This is a genomic window from Shewanella sp. AC91-MNA-CIBAN-0169, from assembly GCF_040310165.1.
Lineage (GTDB): Bacteria > Pseudomonadota > Gammaproteobacteria > Enterobacterales > Shewanellaceae > Shewanella.
Window position 1 is genome coordinate 330322 of record NZ_JBEOPM010000002.1, and the last position, 24415, is coordinate 354736.

General features: G+C 40.0%; 20 protein-coding genes and 1 tRNA gene. 17 read left to right on the forward strand and 4 right to left on the reverse strand.

Translation table 11 applies throughout. The annotated features are described in order from the left end of the window. Window positions 1-341: 341 nt before the first annotated feature. From AAEY98_RS03950 to glnS, 14 genes are all read left to right on the forward strand, one after another. On the forward strand, window positions 342-2957 hold the full coding sequence (locus tag AAEY98_RS03950) for a TonB-dependent receptor domain-containing protein (RefSeq protein ID WP_351015101.1): 2616 nt from the start codon (window positions 342-344) through the stop codon (window positions 2955-2957). Window positions 2958-3058: 101 nt separating this feature from the next. Continuing rightward, on the forward strand, window positions 3059-4018 hold the full coding sequence (locus AAEY98_RS03955) for a class I SAM-dependent methyltransferase (protein ID WP_351015103.1): 960 nt from the start codon (window positions 3059-3061) through the stop codon (window positions 4016-4018). Window positions 4019-4402: 384 nt separating this feature from the next. Continuing rightward, window positions 4403-5185: a DUF3450 domain-containing protein gene (locus AAEY98_RS03960; RefSeq protein ID WP_162022714.1), complete on the forward strand. Its 783-nt coding sequence runs from the start codon at window positions 4403-4405 to the stop codon at window positions 5183-5185. Further along, window positions 5185-6540 carry a MotA/TolQ/ExbB proton channel family protein gene (locus AAEY98_RS03965; RefSeq protein WP_101087812.1) on the forward strand — a complete coding sequence of 452 codons (1356 nt, stop codon included), beginning with the start codon at window positions 5185-5187 and terminating at the stop codon, window positions 6538-6540. The genes AAEY98_RS03960 and AAEY98_RS03965 overlap by 1 nt, the downstream gene beginning before the upstream one ends. Further along, a complete protein-coding gene (locus AAEY98_RS03970) occupies window positions 6540-7067 on the forward strand; it encodes a MotA/TolQ/ExbB proton channel family protein (RefSeq protein WP_011638074.1) in 528 nt (175 codons plus the stop codon). The genes AAEY98_RS03965 and AAEY98_RS03970 overlap by 1 nt, the downstream gene beginning before the upstream one ends. 13 nt (window positions 7068-7080) lie before the next feature. Further along, complete coding sequence (locus tag AAEY98_RS03975; RefSeq protein WP_011638073.1) at window positions 7081-7485, forward strand: ExbD/TolR family protein; 405 nt, start codon at window positions 7081-7083, stop codon at window positions 7483-7485. A gap of 1 nt (window position 7486) precedes the next feature. Continuing rightward, window positions 7487-8107, forward strand: a complete 621-nt coding sequence (locus tag AAEY98_RS03980) for an energy transducer TonB (RefSeq protein ID WP_101087814.1) — start codon at window positions 7487-7489, stop codon at window positions 8105-8107. Continuing rightward, window positions 8107-9354, forward strand: coding sequence for a tetratricopeptide repeat protein (locus tag AAEY98_RS03985; protein WP_162022715.1), 1248 nt, complete (start codon window positions 8107-8109; stop codon window positions 9352-9354). Before AAEY98_RS03980 ends, AAEY98_RS03985 begins: the two co-directional genes overlap by 1 nt. Window positions 9355-10143: 789 nt before the next feature. Continuing rightward, window positions 10144-11973 (forward strand): DUF885 domain-containing protein, encoded by a 1830-nt coding sequence (locus AAEY98_RS03990; protein ID WP_162022716.1) that lies wholly within the window; start codon window positions 10144-10146, stop codon window positions 11971-11973. A gap of 95 nt (window positions 11974-12068) precedes the next feature. Beyond that, complete coding sequence (locus AAEY98_RS03995) at window positions 12069-12347, forward strand: peptidylprolyl isomerase (protein ID WP_101087820.1); 279 nt, start codon at window positions 12069-12071, stop codon at window positions 12345-12347. A gap of 70 nt (window positions 12348-12417) precedes the next feature. Beyond that, window positions 12418-12954, forward strand: a complete 537-nt coding sequence (locus AAEY98_RS04000; RefSeq protein WP_162022717.1) for a GNAT family N-acetyltransferase — start codon at window positions 12418-12420, stop codon at window positions 12952-12954. 199 nt (window positions 12955-13153) lie between these two features. Continuing rightward, window positions 13154-13393: a FeoA family protein gene (locus AAEY98_RS04005; RefSeq protein WP_011638067.1), complete on the forward strand. Its 240-nt coding sequence runs from the start codon at window positions 13154-13156 to the stop codon at window positions 13391-13393. Beyond that, entirely contained in the window at window positions 13386-15698 is a 2313-nt protein-coding gene (gene feoB / locus AAEY98_RS04010) for a Fe(2+) transporter permease subunit FeoB (protein ID WP_351015105.1), read from the forward strand. The genes AAEY98_RS04005 and feoB overlap by 8 nt, the downstream gene beginning before the upstream one ends. Before the next feature lie 159 nt (window positions 15699-15857). After that, the gene (gene glnS, locus AAEY98_RS04015; RefSeq protein WP_162022719.1) at window positions 15858-17528 is read left to right on the forward strand and encodes a glutamine--tRNA ligase; all 1671 of its coding nucleotides are present in this window, start codon (window positions 15858-15860) and stop codon (window positions 17526-17528) included. 83 nt (window positions 17529-17611) lie between these two features. On the opposite strand, the gene AAEY98_RS04020 is transcribed toward glnS, so the two are convergent. Beyond that, window positions 17612-18208: a Yip1 family protein gene (locus tag AAEY98_RS04020; RefSeq protein WP_011638064.1), complete on the reverse strand. Its 597-nt coding sequence runs from the start codon at window positions 18206-18208 to the stop codon at window positions 17612-17614. Window positions 18209-18567: 359 nt separating this feature from the next. Here AAEY98_RS04020 and miaE point away from each other — a divergent pair, with 359 nt between their 5' ends. Continuing rightward, complete coding sequence (miaE, locus tag AAEY98_RS04025) at window positions 18568-19335, forward strand: tRNA isopentenyl-2-thiomethyl-A-37 hydroxylase MiaE (protein ID WP_182743729.1); 768 nt, start codon at window positions 18568-18570, stop codon at window positions 19333-19335. 65 nt (window positions 19336-19400) lie between these two features. Here miaE and AAEY98_RS04030 read toward each other — a convergent pair whose 3' ends face one another. Beyond that, window positions 19401-20126, reverse strand: a complete 726-nt coding sequence (locus AAEY98_RS04030) for a UDP-2,3-diacylglucosamine diphosphatase (protein WP_351015107.1) — start codon at window positions 20124-20126, stop codon at window positions 19401-19403. 2 nt (window positions 20127-20128) lie between these two features. Further along, complete coding sequence (locus AAEY98_RS04035; protein WP_011638050.1) at window positions 20129-20623, reverse strand: peptidylprolyl isomerase; 495 nt, start codon at window positions 20621-20623, stop codon at window positions 20129-20131. 143 nt (window positions 20624-20766) lie between these two features. On the opposite strand from AAEY98_RS04035, the gene cysS reads away from it, so the two are divergent. Continuing rightward, window positions 20767-22149, forward strand: a complete 1383-nt coding sequence (gene cysS / locus AAEY98_RS04040) for a cysteine--tRNA ligase (protein ID WP_182743731.1) — start codon at window positions 20767-20769, stop codon at window positions 22147-22149. A 128-nt stretch (window positions 22150-22277) separates the two neighbouring features. On the opposite strand, the gene folD is transcribed toward cysS, so the two are convergent. Further along, the gene (folD, locus tag AAEY98_RS04045) at window positions 22278-23132 is read right to left on the reverse strand and encodes a bifunctional methylenetetrahydrofolate dehydrogenase/methenyltetrahydrofolate cyclohydrolase FolD (protein ID WP_162022723.1); all 855 of its coding nucleotides are present in this window, start codon (window positions 23130-23132) and stop codon (window positions 22278-22280) included. A gap of 291 nt (window positions 23133-23423) precedes the next feature. Here folD and AAEY98_RS04050 point away from each other — a divergent pair. After that, a tRNA-Pro gene (locus tag AAEY98_RS04050) sits at window positions 23424-23500 on the forward strand. Window positions 23501-24415: the final 915 nt, after the last annotated feature.

Below are 24415 nucleotides of genomic sequence, written 5' to 3' on the forward strand. Positions count from 1 at the left end.
AACTACCTTCTCCATGTTAATAGTTATTTAAAACAATAGGTTAAGTTTTTAACTTTAGACTTGGTATGTTGTTTCGACAATAACTAAACAACTTTAACTTATTGTTTATAAAGTTAAAAAAAATTACCTGTTCATATTTCTTAACAGTTAAAGTTGTTACATTTGATTAACTTTTGCGCTTACGACACTTCAAATGTTGATTAGTTGTTTCAAATGTGATTTTATTGCACCTGTAGTTGAGAGGTTGTGATTGTTTTTTGTTGCATCCCCTCATTGAACTAACACCTAAAAAGGTTGTTAGCATTATAAGAAAGACATAAAAAAGTCCAGGGAGATAGACAATGCATAAGAACGTATTAGCTAAGTCGGTGCGTTTAGCACTGATCAGTGGTGCAGCAGCAGCTGCATTTGCTTCGCCAGCAGTTTTTGCTGCTGATGAAGATGGCGCAAAAGTAGAACGTATTGAGGTTACTGGTTCGCGCATTAAGCGTTCTGACCTTGAAGGCGCTTCGCCAATTACGACCATTACAACTGAAGATATGAAGATGGAAGGTAACTTTACAGTTGCTGATGCACTTCGTAACAGTAACTTGAACTCTTTCGGATCATTCTCTGAGCGTTCAGGTAGTTCTGCACAATCTCAAGCAACTATCAACTTACGTGGTGCAGGCTCGAGCCGTACTTTAGTACTTATTGATGGTAAGCGTTTCCCAGGTTCACCAACGCTAGGTGGTGCATCTGCTAACTTGAACGCTATTCCTATGGCTGCAGTAGAACGTATCGACATTCTTACTGACGGCGCATCTTCTACTTATGGTTCTGATGCAATTGCTGGTGTTGTTAACATCATCATGAAAAAGAATTACCAAGGTCTTGAATTCAACGTTGGCGGTGGCTCACGCGACCAAGACGGCGGCCTAACAAGTAAAGAATTCTCGGTTGTTGCTGGTTATCAAATGGATAAAGGTAACATTACTTTCTCATTCGACCATCAAGACCGTAAAGGTATTTCAGACGCAGATCGTCCATATACTGCGGCGAGCATGACAGACTTCAATGGCGATGGTGAAATCCAAGCTTACGAAGAAACTGCTGGTTGGAGTATCTATGGTGCTACTGTAGCGGCTCCTGACTTTTCTGGTGCACAAGCATCACTATTATGTGATGACTTAGAATCAGAATACGGTTCAAATGTATTCCAAACAGTTAAAGCTGACAACGATTGGAGCCCAGGGTCAACTTACTGTATGTATGCGTTTGCGAACGTTTCTTATAACAAAGCATCTACAGAACGTAACACAGTATATGTTGATGCTAACTATGAAATTGCAGAAGACATCGAATGGTTTAGCCGAGTAATGGTTACTCAAGGTAACTCTACTGGTCGTTATGCTCCTCCAGCAGCCGCTTGGAATGGTATGTCAGCAGATAACCCAAATAACCCATACGGTGAAGAAACAACAGGTTATTTCCGTTGGGTGGGTATTGGTACTCGTGACGGTAACGTAGACGATTACAACCAAGATTACCTAACAGGCTTACGCGGTACTATCAGTGCGTTTAATGATGCTGAGTGGGAAGTTTACTACCACCACAATATCGCCGATAACAAGTCTATCGGTGAGTACTACCTAAGCTATGCAGGTCTTGCTTATAACCAAGCTAATGATATTGATTTAGGCTCTGAAGCCGGCGTCAATAACATGAAAGCTACAACCTTAACACAAGGCCGTGCTACTTTTGATCAGTACAGTGCTGGTATTGGTTTTGATGCATTCGAATTACCAGGTGGTGCAGTTGCACATTACGTTGGTATGGAATATTTCGACCAACAGTTTAGCGAAGTGTATGACGCACAGTCTGAAGCAGGCTTAATTGGTGGTAGTGCAGGTAACTCTGCAGGTGGCGATCGTCAAGTATGGGCAATGTTCTATGAAGCGGTTCTACCGTTAACAGATGATATTGAATTAAACCTTGCAGCTCGTTACGATGACTACAGTGATTTTGGTGACAATGTTGCGCCTAAAGCATCAGTTCGTTGGCAAGCGCTAGAGAACGTTGTTGTGCGTGCGTCTTACTCAGAAGCGTTCCGTGCACCATCATTAGATCAGTTGTACGCAGCTACTACATTCAGTGCTGACGATGGTACCGATTACCCATTCTGTCAATCCGCTATACCAGCAATTTCAGACCTTGATTGTAGTGAAAAACAATATGATACTTATATCAGTGCCAACAAAGAGTTAGGCCCTGAAACATCTGAATATATTAACTTAGGTGTTGCATGGGATATCGTTGATGATATCGGTATTAAGGTTGATTACTATAACTTAAATATTGATGACGTAATTAGCCGTCGTAGTATCACAAATGTAATGCGTGGTATAGCTAAAGGTGACCTAGCAACAAGTGATACCTTCTATGTTGAACGTGCTCCAAATGGCGCAGATGGTTCATTAGGTCGTGCACTAGAAGTTGGTACTGGTTACGGTAACGGTGATAAGCTAGAAATTACTGGTATTGATGTTGCTTTAAACGCAAAGTTTGAAACTGCAATCGGTGATATCGGCTTTAACTGGAACAACAGTTTTGTGCTAGATTATATCGAAGAAGTTGAAGGTGGTTCTGATTCTGTAGATACTTCAGGTTGGAATGGTCAACCAGACTACAAGTCTGTATTTACAACTAATTACAGTATGGGCGACCATAGAGTATCTTGGAACATGAACTATACATCGTCTACTTATGAAGATGATGCTACTGGTCACTTGGATTCATGGTTAATTCACAATCTAAGTTATGTTTATGATGCTGGTAACTATGGCCAATTACTACTAGGTATCAACAACCTAACAGATGAAGATCCTGTGTTAAGTTCTGTAGGTACATTTGATAATGCTGACCTGTATAACAACTACGGTCGTGAATATCGTGCAAGTTATACACTTAAGTTCTAAATTCTGATTAGTTATTAATTAGATATAAGAAAGGCTCCCTCGGGAGCCTTTTTACTTGGTATATTATGTAGCAATATGTTGTGGTTAAGAGGGGAGTGTAAATGAATAGTCACTGGAGTGAATATTGGCAGCAAGGACACACAACTTCATTCGGTGAGGCGTTACCAGGTAATTATCAGGGTATATTGAAAAATATTTGGCAACCGGTATTTAGCGCTCTGACAGAAGGCTTTTTGGTAGTTGATGTTGGCACGGGTAATGGTTCGTTACCGCTGTTATTACGAGATGGGTTATCAAAAGGTGAGCTAACGGGTAAGGTTATTGGTGTTGATTTAGCAGAGGTTACTTTAGCCAACTCAGTAAGTAACAACAATCAAAATATAGACATAGCCTTAATGTCTAATACTCGCTGCGAACAACTTCCTTTTGAACCCAACTCCGTTGACCTTTATATATCTCAATTTGGTTTTGAGTATTCAAATGTCGAGCAGTCACTTGAAGAAGCGGCTAGAGTATTAAAGGACGATGGCCAATTTGTTATTGTTTGTCATCATAAACGTTCAATGATCCTTAACCGTAATAGAAGGATTTTGACGTTAATTGATAAAGCAGAAGTCAATTTATTAATTAATTGTTTAGCTAAAATGGCAAATGCCATGGGCAATATCAGCAATCAAGAAGATGTTGAGCGAATTAAGAAAGACCTTCAATGTGAGCAAATTAGAGCAGAAATTAATCGCTTGATTAAATTATTAGTCATGTTTGATGAGTCGGCCGCTCAGGATTGTGATTTAATGCGTTTCGTGGCTCAGTTTTTTAAAGCTGGATTATTTTTGCCTGTTGCAAAAAAGTTAGAATTTATTGAATTTATTACAATACAAATGGATACGTTAAGACTACGGTTAGCTGAGTTAGTGAACGCTTCATTTGATGAAACTAAATTGGCAACATTTATAGCTAAATTTCACCAAAATAATATGATATTAAATGAACTCAAAGTATTAAATAATGAACAAAATGAAGTCTTAGGCTGGTATTTACATGGTTCAAAATTTATTTAGTAATGAGGAAAAGGCTAAATACATTGTATTATTGAATTGACAGCGTTTTATAACTAATTGAATAAAAACAAGTAATATTTTTCTCTTAGCATTAAATTACGACACATTTATGTTGAAGACGTTTATTTATTAACCTTTCGACAACATTAACGCCTCTAACAGCTCTTTCCACAAGTTTTTAAACTTTGCAAATGTTGACATAGGTCAACATTTTGTGAAATGATGCCAACGGGTCTACGCTTTAATAGGTGTAGAAAAGGGAAGAAAAACTAACAATCACAAGAAAAAGACGTGCTTAGTTGAAGTAACATTGATTAACAATTTTAGATCATCGTTATTTTGCAAAGTTGAACTTTTTAATTCACTTCAAATTGGTTGGGAACTATGTCCAAGGTAAGCAATAGAACAAAAATCGCTACTGCACTTGTTGGCGCTCTGGCTTTAGCTGGTAGCAACTTCGTTGTTGCAGATCCTCTAGCTGACGTTCAAAAAGCAGATAGCAGCCTTAATGCTGCTTCAGCTGCGTCACAACAGAAAGTCGACAAATATTTTGACCAAGCACAAGACATGCTTTTTGAGTATGGCAGCGTAGCTGATGAGCGTGAGTCATTGAAAGCATATAATGATTACGTTGCAGGCTTGGTAGCTGATCAACAAAATTCACTTGATTTAATTCAAACTGATATCAACGGCGTGGATAAACTTCGTCAGGGTGTTGTGCCATTAATGTTTAAAATGGTTGACGCTTTAGAGCAGTTCGTAAATTTAGATTTACCATTTAACATTGAGACTCGTCAGAATCGTGTTAAGAATTTAAAAGATATCCTTGATACTGCTGAAGTTACATTGGCAGAAAAATACCGTCTAATCCTTGATGCTTATAGCATTGAGCGTGAGTATGGTAGCTTTGTAGCAGTTCATACCGGTAAGTTAAATCTAGACGGTAAAGAAGTGCTAGTTGATTTCTTCAATTTAGGCCGCGTTGCACTTTATGCACAGAGCTTGGATCAGAAAATAGCATGGATGTACGACGCAGATGCGAAGTCTTGGAATAAGTTAGACGATAGCTACCTACGTGATATTACTAAAGGTATCCGCATTGCTCGTAAGCAAGGCGCTCTAGACCTATTCGCATTACCAATCCCTGCTGCGGAGACTGCACAATAATGAAGAAGTTAATTACATCAGTGCTAGTAGCTGCAACTTTCTCTTTAACAGCTGGTATGGTTTCTGCTGCAGATGCACCAAAAACTATCGGTCAACTGTTACAGCAAGTTAAAGCCGACCGAGCTAACGAAGGTAAGACAAACGCTAAGCGTGAAAGAGAGTTTCAAGCGGAACGTGGCGATAAAGCTGAATTACTTAAGCGTGAAAAAAATGCCCTGTCTGCTGAAAAGCAACGTGGCAAAGATTTGAACCAAGCATTCTTGGACAACGAGCGTAAAATTGCTCAGTTAGAAGAAGACTTAAAAACTGCTCAAGGTGACTTGGGTGAAATGTTTGGTGTTGTTAAAGGTGAAGCCGGTGATTTCGCTGGTAAGTTAGCTGCGTCTAACATCAGTGCTCAGTTTCCTGGTCGTGACACCTTTATTGCTGAATTAGGTGCACGTAAATCACTGCCTAAAATTGAAGAGTTAGAACAATTTTGGGAAGCACAGTTATTTGAAATGGTTGAGTCAGGTAAAGTTGTTAAATTTGATGGTGATGTTACTGCTATCGATGGCAATGTAGTAAATACTGCAATTCACCGTGTAGGTCCTTTCAACTTAACTGCTGAAGGTAAATATGTTGTTTACAAACCTGAACTTGGTTTAATTCAACAATTATCACAGCAACCAGAAGGCTACCAGGTTAGTGCCGTTGATACGTGGGAAAATACTACTTCAGGTGTTGCTCCTTTCTATATCGATCCAGCTCGTGGCGTGTTACTAAACATCTTTACTAACAAAGCTAGTTTAGAAGATCGTTTAGAAGCCGGTGGAACGATTGGTTACATCATTCTTGCATTGTTAGCATTAGGTATGTTGATTGCGGTTGAGCGTTTAGTGACTCTGACTATCATTGGTACTAAAGTTAATAGCCAACGTAAAAACATCGAAAACCCTGGTAACAACGCTTTAGGTCGTATTCTAAAAGTATACCAGTCAAATAAAGATGTTGATGTTGAAACGCTTGAGCTAAAACTTGATGAAGCTATCTTAAAAGAAACACCAGCTTTAGAAGCTCGTATTTCAATCATCAAAGTTATTGCAGCTATCGCTCCTATGATGGGTCTACTGGGTACGGTTACCGGTATGATCGCAACCTTCCAATCTATTCAATTATTCGGTACTGGTGACCCTAAATTGATGGCTGGTGGTATTTCTATGGCGCTTATTACGACTGTTCAAGGTCTTATCGCTGCATTGCCTCTAATGTTATTACATGCAATCGTAGTTGCTCGTAGTAAGTCTATTGTTCAAGTTCTTGAAGAACAAAGTGCCGGTATCATTGCAGAACATGCTGAGAAGAGGGCTGACTAATGATGCTAATCCTGATGGACGTATGGGATTCCGTCAGGGGCTTCATGGCCTCCGGAGGCGATGTCCTCTGGCTGGTTGCAGCAGTGCTATTCCTAATGTGGGTGTTAATGCTTGAACGTTATTGGTATCTAAATTGGATATCTCCAAAACAACATCAAGCCGTTATCGCCTCATGGGAAGCAAGAGAAGAAACAACTTCTTGGCATGCTCACCGTATCCGTGAAGCTTGGGTATCCCAAGCGAAGCAAGATTTGAATGCACGTATGCTGTTAATCAAAACCCTAGTAGCCATTTGTCCAATGATTGGTCTATTAGGTACTGTAACCGGTATGATTTCAGTATTCGATGTGATGGCAGTTCAGGGGACGAGTAATGCTCGTTTAATGGCCGCTGGTATCTCTATGGCCACAATGCCGACAATGGCAGGAATGGTTGCAGCTCTATCGGGTGTTTTCTTTAGCACACGTTTAGACTCAAAAATGAGAATCAGTTTAGAAAAGCTAAAAGACAGCATGCCTCACCACTAGAGAGAGATTGAACATGGCACGTAAGAAGCATTCCACTATGGAAGAGGAAGCGCAAATTGATATGACCCCGATGCTAGACATCGTGTTTATCATGCTGATCTTCTTTATTGTAACAACATCGTTTGTTAAGCCATCAGGCTTAGACTATAACAAGCCTAAAGCGTCACAGGCTACGTCTAAACCTTCGGCGAACATCTTTATTGGTATCAGTAAAACTGGTGTCATTATGATGGAAAACCGTCAGGTTGATATCGAACGTGTAACTGCAAACGTAGAACGTATGTTGGCGGAAGCACCTGAAGCAGCCGTACTGATTCAAGCAGACAAAGACGCTTTACATGGTTTAGTCGTTAAAGTGCTTGATAACGTTAAAGCTGCAGGTATCGATAAAATTTCAGTATCAGCGGGGAATGAGTAATATGCTAAGAGCACTCGTATCAATAATCATTGGTGCTGCAGTGACTTTTGGGCTGTTTGCTTTCATGGCTTTCCTGGTCGGCGGCGGCGCACAACGCAACGGCGACTCAGTGGAATCCCCTGTTATTGAAATTACGATGGATAAACAGGATTCGAAGGCACAGAAAAAACCAAGGGTTACACCTAAGCCACCTCCACCACCGGAGCAGCCACCGAAGCCGGATACTACTCCGCCTGATTCATCATCTAATATTGACACTAATATGGCGTTCAATATGGGTGGAATCGAATCTGGTGGACCAAGTACTGGTTTCAAGCTTGGTAACATGATGACCCGTGATGGTGATGCTACCCCTATCGTTCGTATTGAGCCCCAGTATCCAATTGCTGCTGCTCGTGATGGTAAAGAGGGTTGGGTTCAACTTACCTTTACAATTAACGAACTAGGTGGTGTTGATGACGTTTCTGTTATCAAAGCTGAACCTAAGCGTTTATTCGATCGTGAAGCGATTCGCGCATTGAAAAAATGGAAATACAAACCAAAGATTGTCGATGGCAAGCCATTAAGACAAAGTGGTATGACAGTACAACTGGACTTCACACTAGAGAAGGGAGGTAGATAATGCGTAAAGTTACTAGTATCGCTACAGCGTTATTACTTTCAGTCTGCGGAAGTGCATTATTGTCTAGCTCTGTAGTTGCTGCGGAAAAGTGTGAGATTGACAAACGTCAATCTCGTGCTGTTGGCGAAAGCGCTGCAAAAAAAGTTCAAAAATCTTTTGAAGCATATACCGAAGGGAATTTAGACCAAGCGATTGCAATTTTGCTTGAGGCTAATGCTAAAAACGATTTCGACAAAGCGTATGTCGATCGTATGTTAGGTAACTTCTATGCCGAAAAAGGTCAGATGAAGACAGCAATCAAATATTTAAAGACTGCTGTTGATGCTGACATTCTTGGTGGTACAGATCATGCTGCAACAATGCGTTTGTATGCTGATTTGTTATTACAAGAGAAACAGTTTAAAGAAGCGATTCCATATTATTACAAGTGGATGGATTTTACCTGTAAGGCTGATGCGCAAATGTATCGTCGAATTGGTATTGCCTACACTGAGTTAAAAGATTGGAATAAAGTACTGCAAGTTGCTGACAAAGGTTTAACTTTAGCTGAATCGCCTGATAAAGGCTTGTATCAAATGAAGTTAACCGCTTTCTTCAACCAGAAAAAGTACAAAGAAGCCGTAAAAGTGTTAGAAACTATGGTGCCTTTGTTCCAAGACGACAAACGTCTCTGGGTTCAGTTAGCTCAGTTTTACTTGATGACTGAAGACTATGATAAATCACTAGCAACATATGATTTAGCATATAAAAATGGCTTTTTAGAGACGGACAGTAATATTACTCGTTTGGCTCAATTGTTAGCGCAAAAAGGTTCGCCTTATAAAGCTGCTACCATTTTTGAAAAGCACATGAAGTCTGGTTTAGTTGTTGAAAGCGAGAAGAGTTTAACTACACTCGCTGGTTTTTATCATAATGCTAAAGAGCTAAAAGAAGCTGCTTACTATTATGGCAAAGCTGCTGCAGTTAGTAATAAGGGTGAACTGTATTTAAAACAAGGTCGTATTCTTGCTTTAGAACAAAAATACAATGAAGCTATTCCGGTGCTTAAAAAAGCACTTGATGCTGGTATTGATAACCCGGGTGAAGCTCAATTTGAGCTAGCTTTAGCATACTTGAGCCTTAAAAAGTATAAGTCTGCTTATAACCGTGCAGTTCTTGCCGCTAATGATAAAAAGACTGAACGCAGTGCTAAGAGCTATATTTCTTATATCAAAGAAAAAGCTCGGATTCACAACGTAACGCTTTAATCTAAGCTTGATTTAAAAAGCCCCTTTTTAGGGGCTTTTTTATTTTCTCATGAAAATGCTCTCATCATTCTTATTGTATTTAGGCTATTAATTTTGCTGTATTAATGGCTCGAATCTTGTTCAATTAACGTATTGACTGATATTCGAAATCAATAAATTGTTAGATAGTGTGTATTTGATGAAGTTTAGTTTCATGTACCGCCATGCAAAGATACAATAAGTGAAATGATGATGTCTGCTTAGTCATGTATGGCACATAGTAACGATATTACATATTAGAAATACGTTATCCAGAACGAGTAAGCCTGATTGTAAGTGTATTTTATACACTTAAGTAGACAAGGTCGTGCATTGTTAGTGAGAGCTTATGTTGTGCTATCTAATAATATTCTCAGGTGTAGAGTAGTGGTGATTGGGCGTGAGATAAATTCACTTCTAATTAGGATACTCATACGTGGTAATGAAACCCCCATACCATGGTTTTTTTAAGCGTAATAACTAAATCATATTTTTATCGAGATTAAATAGTTAACCTCGACTCGGGTTAAGAGATTGGATAAGTAAGGCAAAATGACAACATTTGTCCTATGTCATATCAAACTGGTCATTTGTTTTGCTAACAAGGCGTATTGACGCGTCAATAGCTAGCCTATTGCAAGTCGATATAAAACAGTTAGCCAGACAAGGAGCGTTTGATAACTGTTTTTATCCTGAGCTCAGGTGAGTTACATCTAGATAAATCGACACGCTAATAAGGCGTGAGTTAAATTGTGTTAAGGAATAATAAAAATGAATAAAACATTGCTGGCATTGACTGTGTCCTTATTATTGGTCGCTCAAGGTTGTTCTGAAGCGACTACTGTCTCATCTACGCCTGAAACCCCCGCCGAACCTAGTGCTGCCGTTATGCCTCAATCTGCCTCAGAGCAGTATTTGACAATGGTTGATAATTTTTTTAATGATCAATTAAAGCTTGAGCCGATTTACGCCACCTTTGTGGGAGTTAATGACTATAACGACCAATTCGGTGGAGCATTAACTGAAGAGTATTTAAAGGCTCGTCATAATTTAAATAGCCGTTACTTTAGTCAAGCTAAAACGATTGATGTTGATAAGCTTCCTGCATCACTTAAGTTGAGTTACGACATGTTTATTTATGATCGTAATATGGAGCTTATTGGCGAAACTTATCCAGAGTACTTCTTACCTATTAATCAGTTTTATAGCACAGTATTTACTATGGTCCAGTTGGGCAGTGGTGAAAGTGCTCAACCATTTAAGACTGTTGAAGATTATCAAAATTGGTTAGGCCGCTTACGTGGGTTTATTAACTGGACTAAACTTGCACAGCAACGTATGGATGAAGGTATAGCAAGTAAAGTTGTACTACCTCGAGTGCTTGTCGAGCGGATTATTCCTCAGTTAGACGCTCAACTTGTTACAGATGCACAGAGTAGTTTGTTTTATTCCCCAATTAATTTACTGCCAGAAAGCTTTACTGCTGAGCAAAAAACACAATTAACCACTGAATACTCTCAACTTATTGATTCTGAGCTATTACCTGCATTGACTCAATTACGAGACTATGTAAAAGATGTCTATTTACCCAATTCTCGTGCTTCAGATGGTTGGTGGGGACTGCCAAATGGTAAAGATTGGTATCAACATTTAGCTAATAGCCATACAACAACAACTTTGTCAGTGGATGAAATTCATCAAATTGGTCTTTCTGAGGTTGCACGCATTCTATCTGAGATGGACAAGGTCAGAGAACAAGTTGGTTTTAAAGGTGATTTAACTGCATTTTTTGCTTCTTTATCTTCAGAGCCGCAGTACTTTTTTACTGACCGACAAGATTTAATTGATGGCTATATGACGATTAAAGAACATATAAATCAAGTATTGCCTCAGTATTTTAATGTGATGCCCAAAGCTGATTATATTGTTAAGCCTGTAGAGAGTTTTCGTGAGAAATCTGCCGCTGGCGCATCGTATGAATCACCAGCAGTTGACGGTTCACGCCCAGGTGTTTTTTATATCAATACTTACAACTTAAAAGCACAACCCAAATGGGGTATGACAACCTTGTCATTGCACGAAGCTGCTCCCGGTCATCATTTTCAGATTGCCATTAAGCAAGAGTTAACTGATGTTCCACAGTTTCAGCGCTTCCAGGGTTACACTGCATTTGAAGAAGGTTGGGCGTTGTATGCAGAGTACTTAGGGATTGAGATGGGCGTATTTAACGACCCATATCAGTATTTCGGCAAGTTATCTGATGAAATGTTAAGAGCAATGCGCTTAGTCGTAGATACAGGACTTCATGCGAAAGGCTGGAGTCGTGAACAAGCTATTCAATACATGAAAGACAATTCTCCAATGGCGGAGTCTGATATTGTTGCAGAAGTGGAGCGTTACATGGCCATACCAGGCCAAGCACTATCTTACAAAGTCGGTCAGTTAACTATTTTGCGCTTACGAGCGGATGCAGAAAAGGCCTTGGGTGAAAAATTTGATTTAAAAGGTTTTCATGATCAATTACTCACGTCAGGATCATTACCAATGGCGGTGATGGAAAACAAAATTGCTGATTGGATAAAAGCTGAACTAGCCAAATAAATGCCGTAAAAAGGACGGTGACTTATGTATGTCATCGTTCTGTCATTATGTTAGTGTTACATTTTTATTTTATATTATATTTTAGGAGCCAAATTATGGTACAAGCAACTGCTAGACACTTACTCGTAAGCACTCAGGAACAATGCGAATCACTCAAGCAACAGATCGAAGCTGGTGCTGATTTTGCTGACGTAGCCAAGGCAAATTCTTCTTGCCCATCTGGTGCGCAGGGTGGCGAGTTAGGTTCTTTTGGACCAGGCATGATGGTTAAAGAATTTGACGAAGTGGTATTTAGTGCACCATTAAATGTTGTTCAAGGCCCAGTAAAAACTCAATTTGGTTTTCATTTACTTGAAGTGACCAGTCGCGGCTAGTCATTATTGAGTCCGTGATAAATAATGGCAGCTTAGGCTGCCATTTTTATTGAAAAAAACTAGAGGGTATATGGACATAAATCTTTATAGTGATCGGCTGAAATTACGAAATTTGCACAGTAGAGATTGGGCATTTTTTTTACGTTTACATCTTGATAAAGGTGTTAATCAGCATATTAGAAACATTGAATCTGAATCAGATATTGTCGCTAAATTTGAGCAGCGTAAAGCGGTATGGCTTTTTGAGTCAGGAGATTGGTTAACGCTTGTTATTGAGCGAATTGATAATAGTCAGGCCGTGGGACTTATTGGTTTTAGATGTGATGATGCACAGCTAAGGCGGGCAGAAGTAGGCTATCTCATTGCGCCAGAACAGCAAGGATTAGGGTTCGCTAGTGAAAGCTTACGCGCGGTAACTGATTGGGGTGCTCTACAATTCAGTATGCATAAATACATTGGCCTTTGTGCTCAAGAAAACATTGCTTCACGTAATGTATTAGAGAAGGTGGGGTTTGTTTTGGAAGGGGTGCTAAAACAGAATAACTGTATAGATGGTAAATGGACCGATGATTGTTACATGGGGTTGTTGACCGCACAGAGAACGTGACCAATTTTTAGTCCGTTTAGCCTCAAAACAAAATAAAATCTTTGTCGCACTATATTCTAACGGGCATTTGTCACATAATACGTAATACAACTGAAAACTATTCTCGTTAACAAGTGAAACTTTGATCTAGATTTGAGTTTAACTTGTTTAGTTCCGATAAAATTTTTAACGTTATTAATGTTGTTGAAGGTAGTGTTACATGAAGCTGAGTGAACTTAAGCCTGGTGATCAGGCGATTATCTCTGAAATAGGTCAATTAACGTTACCGCAAACTGTTAAACGTAAATTGTTATCCATGGGCATTACACCCAATACTCGTTTTCATTTTATACGAAGAGCCCCTATGGGCTCGGGTGTTGAATTAGATTTACGTGGCAGTAAATTATGTATGCGTTGTGATTTAGCCGATATCATCGAGGTAGTGCTCAAAAATGACTAAACAATTTCATTGTGTCACCGTGGGTAATCCCAATGCTGGTAAATCGACTCTTTTTAATGCACTTACTGGTGCAAGCCAGCAGGTTGGCAATTGGTCGGGTGTTACCGTCGAAAAGAAAACGGGTAAGATAAATTATTCAGGGACGGATATTTTTCTTACCGATCTCCCTGGCATTTACGATTTACTTCCCGCAGGCAATAGCTGCGATTGTTCATTAGACGAACAAATTGCTCAAGCTTATCTTTCTAATCAACAAGTCGATGCAATCATCAACCTAGTTGATGCCACAAATGTTGAACGTCATCTGTATTTAACCACCCAATTACGTGAGTTAGGTATTCCGATTATTGTTGTTATTAATAAAATTGATGCAGCTAAAAAGCTGGGGATCAACATTAATGTTGACGACATGTCAGTACGTTTAGGTTGTCCTGTTGTTGCAATTTGCTCACGAAATCAAGCCGATGTAGAACAACTACAAACTGAATTAATGTCACTGTTGGAAAAAGGTGACTCTGTACAATCATTAATGTTGCAGTACCACACTGATATTGAAGCAAGTGTAACTGCACTGCAGATGCAAAATGATAGCCAAGGTCTTACTGAGCTGAGCCGTGGGCAGGCACTTGCTATTTTAGCCAATAGCCATGGAGATGGCTGTGGAACAAGTGAAGTACAATTACACGACACAGTAAAGCAGTGCACTTTACGAGTAGAGCAAGCCGGCGAAGACATCGATATTATGATCGCCACAACCCGATACGATTTTGTGCAACAGGTGTTTGAGGCATCAGTAAATCAAGGTAAACACATAAGCGCCACAGATAGGCTTGATAAAGTAGTGTTACACCCGGTGTTGGGTATTCCTATTTTCTTATTTGTTATGTACCTAATGTTTTTATTCAGTATTAACGTGGGTAATTCTTTTATCGATTTCTTCGATATTACCGCTGGAGCTATTTTTGTTGACCATTTTGGCGCCTTGTTGTCATCAATTGGAGCGCCTGATTGGCTGGTGACTATTTTAGCTGGCGGTGTTGGACAGGGCATCCAAACTGTCGCGACGTTTATTCCTGTTGTCGCTGCATTATTTCTGGCCCTTTCAGTACTAGAAGCATCTGGATACATGGCTCGTGCAGCATTTGTGGTTGATGGCTTGATGCGCCGTATTGGCTTACCTGGTAAAGCCTTTGTGCCAATGATTGTTGGTTTTGGTTGTTCGGTTCCTGCCATTATGGCAACCAGAACATTAGGCAGTGAGCGTGAACGTATCGTTACCGGTATGATGGCGCCTTTCATGTCTTGTAGTGCTCGATTGCCTGTTTATGCCTTATTTGCAGCGGCCTTTTTCCCTCAATCAGGCCAGAATTTGGTGTTTTTACTGTACATCATTGGTATTTTTGCCGCTATTGGCACCGGTTTGCTACTGCGCAAAACGGTATTGCCGGGCACAAGCAGTGCCGTTGTTATGGAATTGCCAAGCTACGAAATGCCTAAGTCTAAAGCTGTGTTGTCTCGTACGGCTAAACGAACTAAAAGCTTTATTATGGGCGCCGGTAAAACCATCATTATTGTGGTGACACTGCTTAACTTTGTTAATGCTATTGGCACAGATGGATCTTTCGGTCATGAAGACAGTAAAGAGTCTTTGCTCAGTGTTGCTAGCCAACAAATCACACCGCTGTTTTCTCCTATGGGAATAGAACAAGACAATTGGGCTGCAACGGTTGGTATTATTACCGGCATTTTTGCTAAAGAAGCCGTAGTCGGTACATTAAACAGTTTATACAGCACCTCAGCAGGTGATGATGAAGAGTTATTGTCTATTTGGGACAGTGTTAAAGTCGGCTTAGCGACAATTCCAACAAACTTATTAGGTATTGAACCTGGTGACCCATTATCAATTGCGATAGCAGGTATCACAGATTTAGATGAAGCAGCAATGGAGTTATCTGTTGATACATCTACCTTCAGTGCGCTTCAAACAGGCTTTAAAAGCCAGATCGCCGCATTCTCATACTTATTGTTCATCTTGCTTTATACGCCTTGTGTGGCAGCAATGGGAGCTTTGGTACATGAGTTTGGTGCTAAGTGGGCCCGTTTTGCTGCTATTTGGACATTTTCATTAGCCTATGGTTCTGCAACTGTGGTTTATCAGGGGGCTACATTTACTCAGCATCCGGTGCAGTCTGCTGGTTGGATCTGTTTCTTTGCCGCGGCCTTGGTTGTGTTTTATTTCTGGTTGAATAAGAAAGGTCGCAAAGCACAACAAATTATTCCTGGAATACGTATTGTCACGGAATAGTTAACCGTATTGATGATTGATTTAAACAATAAACCCGGCTTTGCTGGGTTTATTTGCTTTAACAAGCTAACTTTTTCAGTGCTAGCAGTTGTAACTACTTAAGATCTGTAGGATCATCTATTTTTATTCATATTGCCATTGTGCGCCAAGAGGAATTCCATGAGTCATGTGGACACCGAAGTACGTCCAAGTAACTTCATTCGTAATATCATAGACGAAGACCTAAAAAGCGGTAAGCACAGCCAAGTACATACACGTTTTCCACCAGAACCTAACGGGTATTTACATATTGGCCATGCTAAATCTATTTGCTTAAATTTTGGTATTGCAAAAGATTATCAAGGTCAATGTAACTTACGTTTTGATGATACAAACCCTGAAAAAGAAGACATCAATTATGTTAAGTCTATTCAGGAAGACGTGCGTTGGTTAGGCTTTGAATGGTCTGGCGATATCCGTTATTCATCAAACTATTTTGATCAACTACATCAATATGCAGTTGAGCTCATTACCAAAGGGTTGGCGTACGTTTGTTTCTTAAATGGCGAACAAACCAGAGAGTACCGAGGTTCATTAAAAGAGCCAGGTAAAAACAGCCCATACCGTGACACCAGTGTTGAGGAAAACCTCGCGTTATTTGAGAAAATGCGTAAAGGTGAGTTCAAAGAAGGTGAGTGTGCACTGCGTGCCAAAATTGATATGGCATCACCTTTCATGTGTATGCGCGATCCTATTATTTATCGTATTCGATTTGCTCATCATCATCAAACAGGCGACAAGTGGTGCATTTACCCAATGTACGATTTTACTCATTGTATCTCTGATGCTATTGAGAATATCACTCATTCGATTTGTACTTTAGAGTTTCAAGATAACCGTCGTTTATATGACTGGGTATTAGATCATTTAAATGATTTCCAAGCACCAAATCGCACTCGTCAATATGAGTTTTCACGCTTAAATCTTGAATACACCTTGATGTCTAAGCGTAAACTAAACGATTTAGTCACACGCAAACTGGTTGATGGCTGGGACGATCCCCGTATGCCAACTATCGCTGGGTTACGTCGTCGTGGTTACACATCAGCTTCTATTCGCGAGTTCTGCTTACGTATTGGTGTTACCAAGCAAGAAAACTTAATTGAAGTCGGCATGTTAGATGCGTGTATTCGTGAAGAATTAAACGAACATGCACCTCGTGCGATGGCCGTGTTAAGACCGATAAAAGTTATCATTGAGAACTATTCAGATACTGAAACCGAAACCATTATTGCTGCAGCTCATCCAAACAATGAAGCCATGGGCACTCGTGAGCTGACATTTGGACGTGAGTTATTCATTGATGTTGAAGATTTTAAAGAAGAAGCTAATAAGCACTTTAAACGACTTGTTTTAGGTAAAGAAGTCCGTTTACGTAATGCCTATATCATCAAAGCTGAACGTTGTGACAAAGATGCAGATGGTAATATTACCACCGTCTATTGTACTTACGATGCTGATACATTAGGTAAAAACCCTGCAGATGGACGTAAAGTTAAAGGGGTGATTCATTGGGTTGAAGCATCAACAGCGAAACCTGCTGAGTTTCGCTTGTATGATCGTTTATTTACCAGTGAAAATCCTGCAGCTTTTGAAACTGTTGATGAAGTGCTAAATCCCAATTCACTCACAGTAGTGAAGGGACTCGTTGAACCTGGCTTAGTCAATGCGCCGGCTGAGAAAGCGTTTCAATTTGAGCGAGAAGGTTATTTCTGTGCAGACAGTAAAGATTCAAGCGCTGAACATTTAGTGTTTAACTTAACGGTACCGTTAAGAGATACCTTTGCGTAATCAGCATTATGAATAACAAAAAGGCGCTGAATGCGCCTTTTTTGTTTTATTTTTTCAATAATCAATAATCAATAATCAATAAATTATTGCATCATTGGCCCAAAACCAATGCTCCATAAAATAACACTACTGGCCATCAGCGCAACTAATAACACAAGTCCCGCAGTAACCACTGAGCTAGCGTAAATGAAACCCTTTTCTTCCGGGATATTCATAATAATAGGGACACCGGCATACAGCAGGTAAACCGAATAAGACAAGCCAATCAAGCCGACGATCATAATGAACCATAACACGGGGTAGAGTGCTGCCAAACCAACCATAAATAACGGGGTTGCAGTATAAGACGCTAATTCGAGAGCTTGAGTATAAGTTGGATCCGCATCAAATGTTTTGCCCATCCAATATGCTAAATACGCGAGAGCCATAACACCAATAATTAAGCCGAAATACATCCCAACTGACATGAATAGTGCGCTTTTTGAGGTTAGGAATAGAAGTTCTCCAGCTCCGGGATGCCAACCAATGTGTGCGGTTGCAAAATAAGCACAAATTGCAGGGATCAGCGCGATAAGCAATACATGACTCAAGCTGCTCTTTAGCGCTTCGTGATTCTTTTCAATTGTGTGCCACTCTTTTTTTGGATGAGTGTAAAGTCCCATTAAGTGATTCAATACCATTATAGTTATCCTTGTTTAGCATTTTTGACCTAGCTCGCCAAACAACGACGAACTGACTACAGCTTTTTACCAATCGCCTTAATCAGTCCACATCTACTTATCAACAGGGGAATGGTGTTGGCATAACACTGAGAGGGTTCCATTGCCAACATCTATGTTGTTAAGTTATGACTCTATCCCAATTTAGAATCATCATTTAAGGTGATCGATGGCATCTGTTATTAAATCGTTAAATTAGATGCTCAGCTTATTTATTGAACATAAATAGACTTTCGTCAAGTTGTATTACGTTTTTGGTTTCAGAAAAGATCGCTCTAAAGGTAAAATGAACATAGATTTTTGAGAGGATTATCCATTTTATGCAGCAATTACTTGTCCCTATTTACGACTTTTTAGGTTGTGAAACACCAAACCGTTGGGTCGAACAAGCTAAACAACCTGAACAACTCACCGCGTTGCTGATTGACCATTGCAACTGTGAGCTTAAAGCTGCGCAAACTGCAATGTTAATGATCCGCAAATATGCGATTGACAAGAGTAGTTCACATCTATTGAAGACCTGGGCTAAGCCTTATGAAGATTTTGTTTATCAACAAGACCGTAATGCCCTCGAGTTTTTAGCCCGCGACAGTAAAAAGAACGACATCACTAGTGAATTAATAGCCAATAAAAACCTCACTAACAGCACTGATTTAATGAGTAAAATGGTTCGTTTGATTAAAGAAGAGTTTCATCATTTCGAACAAGTTTTACAGATTATGACTGCGCGTGGTATTGATTACAGTAATATTCGTGCCGGTCGTTACGCCAAACAGTTAATTATTCATATGCGGACTCATGAGCCACTTACGTTAATTGATAAGTTAATAATTGGCGCGTTTATTGAAGCGCGGTCATGTGAACGATTTGCCAAACTTGCGCCGCATTTAGATGATGAACTCGCTAAGTTTTATACTTCATTACTTCGATCAGAAGCGCGACATTTTCAAGATTATTTGGCTCTTGCTGAGGATATTGCCGGTGAAGATATCAGTGAACGCATTGATTATTTTCGCGAAAAAGAAATGGAATTAATTTTGACAGAAGATAGCGAGTTTCGTTTTCACAGTGGTTTACCGCCACAATAGCCAACAAGTGCGAGATATAAACCAAGACTCACTGATGATATCAACGTTGATACTGTTTAGTGAGCCTAGTTTGTTTCGGAAAAGGGTAATGTTACTAACTCGCAACCGTTCTCGTTGACGTTTAGCACGCTGCCTTGAGTATACCAATCACCGACCACAACACGTTGTTCTTGTGCAGTGAGTTGATGTATGGCAGGGCGATGAGTATGACCATGGATCATTCTTTGACAATCAGTACGAGCCAGTAGCGCGGTTACCGCACTTGACTCAACATCCATGATTTCATAATGTTTTTGCTGATTACCTTGGACACTTTTTTGACGAATTTTTGCGGCAATGTTTAAGCGTGTCTTTTTAGGTAGGTGAGAGTAAACCCAACGAACTAAATTAAGACTTCTAAAGCGCCTGAATCGCTGGTAAGCAATATCAAGGGTACAAAGGCTGTCACCGTGTAAAATCACAGTATTAACACCGTACAAGTTGATACAATAGACTTCAGGTAATATTTTCATGCCTGCTCGTAGGCAAAATTGTTTGCCAACCATAAAATCACGATTACCATGAATAAAATATACAGGTATTGAGTTCGATACTGTTTTGACTGCTTCAGCAATGGCAATGGTAAAGGGTTCTGCAATATCATCACCCATCCAAACTTCGAATAGATCACCGATGATATAAAGCGCTTCAGTATTGTCTAAACCATGGTTTAGAAAATAGATGAAGGCTTGTGTAATATCTGGGCGATCTGCACTTAAGTGCAAATCGCCTACGAAGATTGTTTTCTTCAAAATTACGCTTTAACGCTAACGCTTTTGATCACAATGGCTTCTAATGGTACATCTTGATGCATACCATTATTACCAGTGGCAACATTTTTGATTGTTTCAATAATGTCTAAACCTTCAACCACTTCACCAAATACACAGTAACCCCAGCCCTGTGAAGTTTCTGATTTAAAATCAAGGAAAGTATTGTCTTTCACGTTAACAAAAAACTGTGCTGTCGCTGAATGCGGATCAGAAGTACGTGCCATGGCAACAGTGCCTTTACGGTTAGATAAACCATTGTTGGCTTCATTTTTGATTGATGCTTTAACACTTTTTTGGCTCATATCTTCAGTGAAACCACCACCTTGGATCATAAAGCCGTCAATAACACGGTGAAAAATAGTACCTTCAAAAAAACCATCTTCAACATACTGCATAAAGTTAGCCGCGGTAATTGGCGCTTTTTCTTCATTTAGCTGTAAAGTAATATCGCCCATATTGGTATGTAAAGTAATCATGTTGTCTCACTTGAAAATAATAATTTGCGCGATTCTAACTTATCTTAACTGCCGCATAAAGTGCAGTGTTCAAAACAGGTGACATCATGCTAAACTCAGCATTAACATTTCCCGTTATAAATTAGTGTAAAAGAGAACAATCGATGTTAAAGATTTACAATAGTATTAGCCGTGATAAACAAGAATTTAAACCAATAAATCCAGGTAAAATCGGAATGTACGTCTGTGGCGTGACCATTTACGATTTATGTCATATTGGTCACGGGCGTACCTTTGTTTCGTTTGACATGATAGTGCGTTATTTACGTTATATCGGTTATGAGGTGAATTTTCAGCGTAACATTACCGATGTTGATGACAAAATTATCAAACGGGCCGCTGAAAACAACGAATCTTGTGAGTCGCTTACTGAGCGTTTGATCGCCGAAATGCACCAAGACTTTGATGCCTTGAACATGAAACGTCCAGATTTTGAGCCTCGAGCAACGTTACATATTGAAGAAATTATCGATATGGTTCAGCGTTTACTCGATCGCGACCATGCCTATGTAGCCAGCAATGGCGATGTATTATTCAGTGTTGCCTCATTCCCTGAGTATGGACAGTTGTCAGGTCAAAACCTAGACCAGCTTCAAGCCGGTGCTCGCGTTGAGATAGATAATGCTAAACGCAATCCTATGGACTTTGTGTTATGGAAAATGTCAAAACCGGGTGAACCAACCTGGGAATCACCTTGGGGTCCTGGTCGTCCAGGTTGGCACATTGAATGTTCTGCCATGAACAGTAAGCATTTAGGCTTACATTTTGATATTCATGGTGGCGGCTCTGATTTACAGTTTCCACATCATGAAAATGAAATTGCGCAGTCTTGCTGTGCTCACGATACTCCGTATGTGAATTACTGGATGCACACCGGAATGGTGATGGTTGACCGTGAAAAAATGTCTAAATCATTAGACAACTTTTTTACCATCCGAGATGTGCTTAAGCATTATGATGCTGAAACGGTACGTTACTTCTTATTATCCGGTCATTATCGTAGTCAGTTAAATTATTCTGAAGACAATTTAAAGCAAGCTCGTGCAGCACTAGAGCGTTTATATACAGCACTTAAAGGTTTAGACTTAACTGTTGATGCTGCGCCTGCTGAACCGTTTGTAGCCAAGTTTAAGTCGGCAATGGATGATGACTTTAATACTCCTGAAGCCTATTCCGTGTTATTTGAGATGGTACGTGAAATCAATCGTCTTAAAACAACCGATATGGCAGCGGCATCGGCATTAGGTGTCAGCTTGAAGCAATTAGCAGATGTGCTTGGCCTTATCAGCCAAACGCCAGAAGCTTTCTTTAAGGGGGAGGGCAGTGACGATGAAGTGGCAGAAATTGAAGCGCTTATCGTTGAGCGTACCCGCGCCCGTACTGAAAAAGATTGGCCTGCTGCGGATGTTGCTCGCGATCGCTTGAATGAGTTAGGCGTTGAGTTAGAAGATGGTGGCCCTAGCGGCACCACATGGCGTAAAAAGTAGTTTATTTAGCGCATAAAAACAAAAGCCTGCAATAGCAGGCTTTTTTGTTATTAATCAGCATAATTTACTTATCTGAGATTTGCTTATCTGAGATTTAGTTATCTGAGATTTAGTTATCTGAGATTTAGTTAACTATGATATTGCTCGCATGCGTATAGGGTGTTCTCTAATAAACTTGCAATCGTCATTGGGCCAACTCCACCAGGAACCGGCGTAATAAATGCAGCCTTTTCAGCGGCAACATTAAATTCAACATCACCCACTAAACTGCCGTTCTCCAAACGATTGATACCAACATCAATAACAATCGCGCCTGGCTTGATCCAGTCACCAGGAATAAACCCAGGTTTGCCAACGGCAACGACTAATAAATCTGCTTGACGCACTTTTTGTTCTAAGTTTTTGGTAAAACGATGACAGGTTGTCGTTGTGCAACCTGCTAATAATAATTCTAGTGTCATTGGTCGGCCAACAATGTTTGATGCACCAACCACAGTTGCATCCAGGCCATAGGTATCTATACCGGTTGATTTGATTAACGTCATAATGCCCATCGGCGTGCAAGAACGAAGCACTGGGATACGTTGAGCTAAACGGCCGACATTATAGGGATGAAATCCATCAACATCTTTATCTGGGCGAATACGTTCAATGACTTTGGAGTCATCAATATGGGCGGGCAAAGGCAGCTGCACTAGAATCCCATCAATGCTTGGATTGGCATTACATTCATCGATTAACGCTAAAAGCTCTGCTTCAGTTGTATTGGTGTCAAGGTCAAAAGATTGAGATTCAAAACCGACTTCCTCACAAGCTTTGCGTTTACTGCCAACATAGACTTGAGATGCGGCATCACTGCCCACTAAAATAACTGCAAGTCCTGGTGCGCGAAATCCAGCTTGTCTACGTTGTGTTACTTTTTGTTTTAGTGTGGTGCGAATAGATTGTGCAATGGCTTTACCGTCAATAATTTGAGCAGTCATGGCTATAGAGTTTCCTTTGAGTGACACAGGTGTTGAAGTCAATGGTCGATCGGCCGTTATTCTAGCAGGCGTATTGAAGAGTGTCATTTGCTAGACGTGGAAAATACAGTGAATAAACTATTCGCGCTATGATGCTAATCACGATATTTGCTGCTAAATTCGTCATATAGCAATAAGGGTTAAAAAAATCGTTGACGATAGCTAGGTGACTCGTTAATATGCGCTCCGTTCTCGAGACAACATCGTTATTGTTTATAGATAATTTCTGCCTCGAAAACAAAGCAATATTTTCGGTGATTAGCGCAGCCCGGTAGCGCATCTCGTTTGGGACGAGAGGGTCAGAGGTTCGAATCCTCTATCACCGACCAAATTAATGTTATTTGCTCTTGCAGTGAGTAACGGAACAAGTAAACTTGTTCAGCCAGACAGGATGCAGTATCTAACTGTAACCATGCGCCCGTAGCTCAGTTGGATAGAGCATGAATACCCCCCTAAATAGTTACCTTTTGGGTGGGTGAGTGAGTAAGCATAGTCTGCAGAGGAGGTAACGTTACCTCCTCAAAAAAAATAGTTACCTACGGCAAGTAACTATTATAAAACTAATTAAGACCCATTAGCTCAGCCGGATAGAGCAACGGCCTTTAAGCTTGACTAATATAGTCATGAAAAAGGAGCTTCATTTTCGAAAGATTATGAATGTAAGATGTCAAATTCGGGGAAACCTTTCAGGTAATGCTGATGGCAATCCCGAGCCAAGCCTTAAGTGATTAAGGAAGGTGTAGAGACTAGACGGCATCCACCTAATGCGAAAGCAATGGTGAAGGGATAGTCCAGACCACAAAGCTTTAATGCTACCGTGAAAACAGTATCTAAAGTGGCAGTGAAAACTGTAGTGGTAAGCTAAGCCGTAGGTCGAAGGTTCGAATCCTTCATGGGTCACCACTTTTTTGCCGATTTATTCATTAAAATAGTACATTCGTTATTATCATTAAAGCGGGTAGAGTTGTATTTACTTAGAGTGGATGGTAGTTAGGGTACGTTGTAACGATGCAATTCTTATTACTTCAATATTGTAAGATTCCTAATTCCCCATACTAAAATATCACCTAATAAAGCTAAAGTCCTGCTAATGTAGTTGGCTAGTGAATATCATTGTCTATCTCAAGTTAATACGTTTAAACGCTTCAAAAGCTGTGTCTAAACTTCTATAATCTATTGCTGAATGTCTGCGTTTGTAATTGTAGAACTGGATATATTGCTCAACCACACTGACTACAGAACTG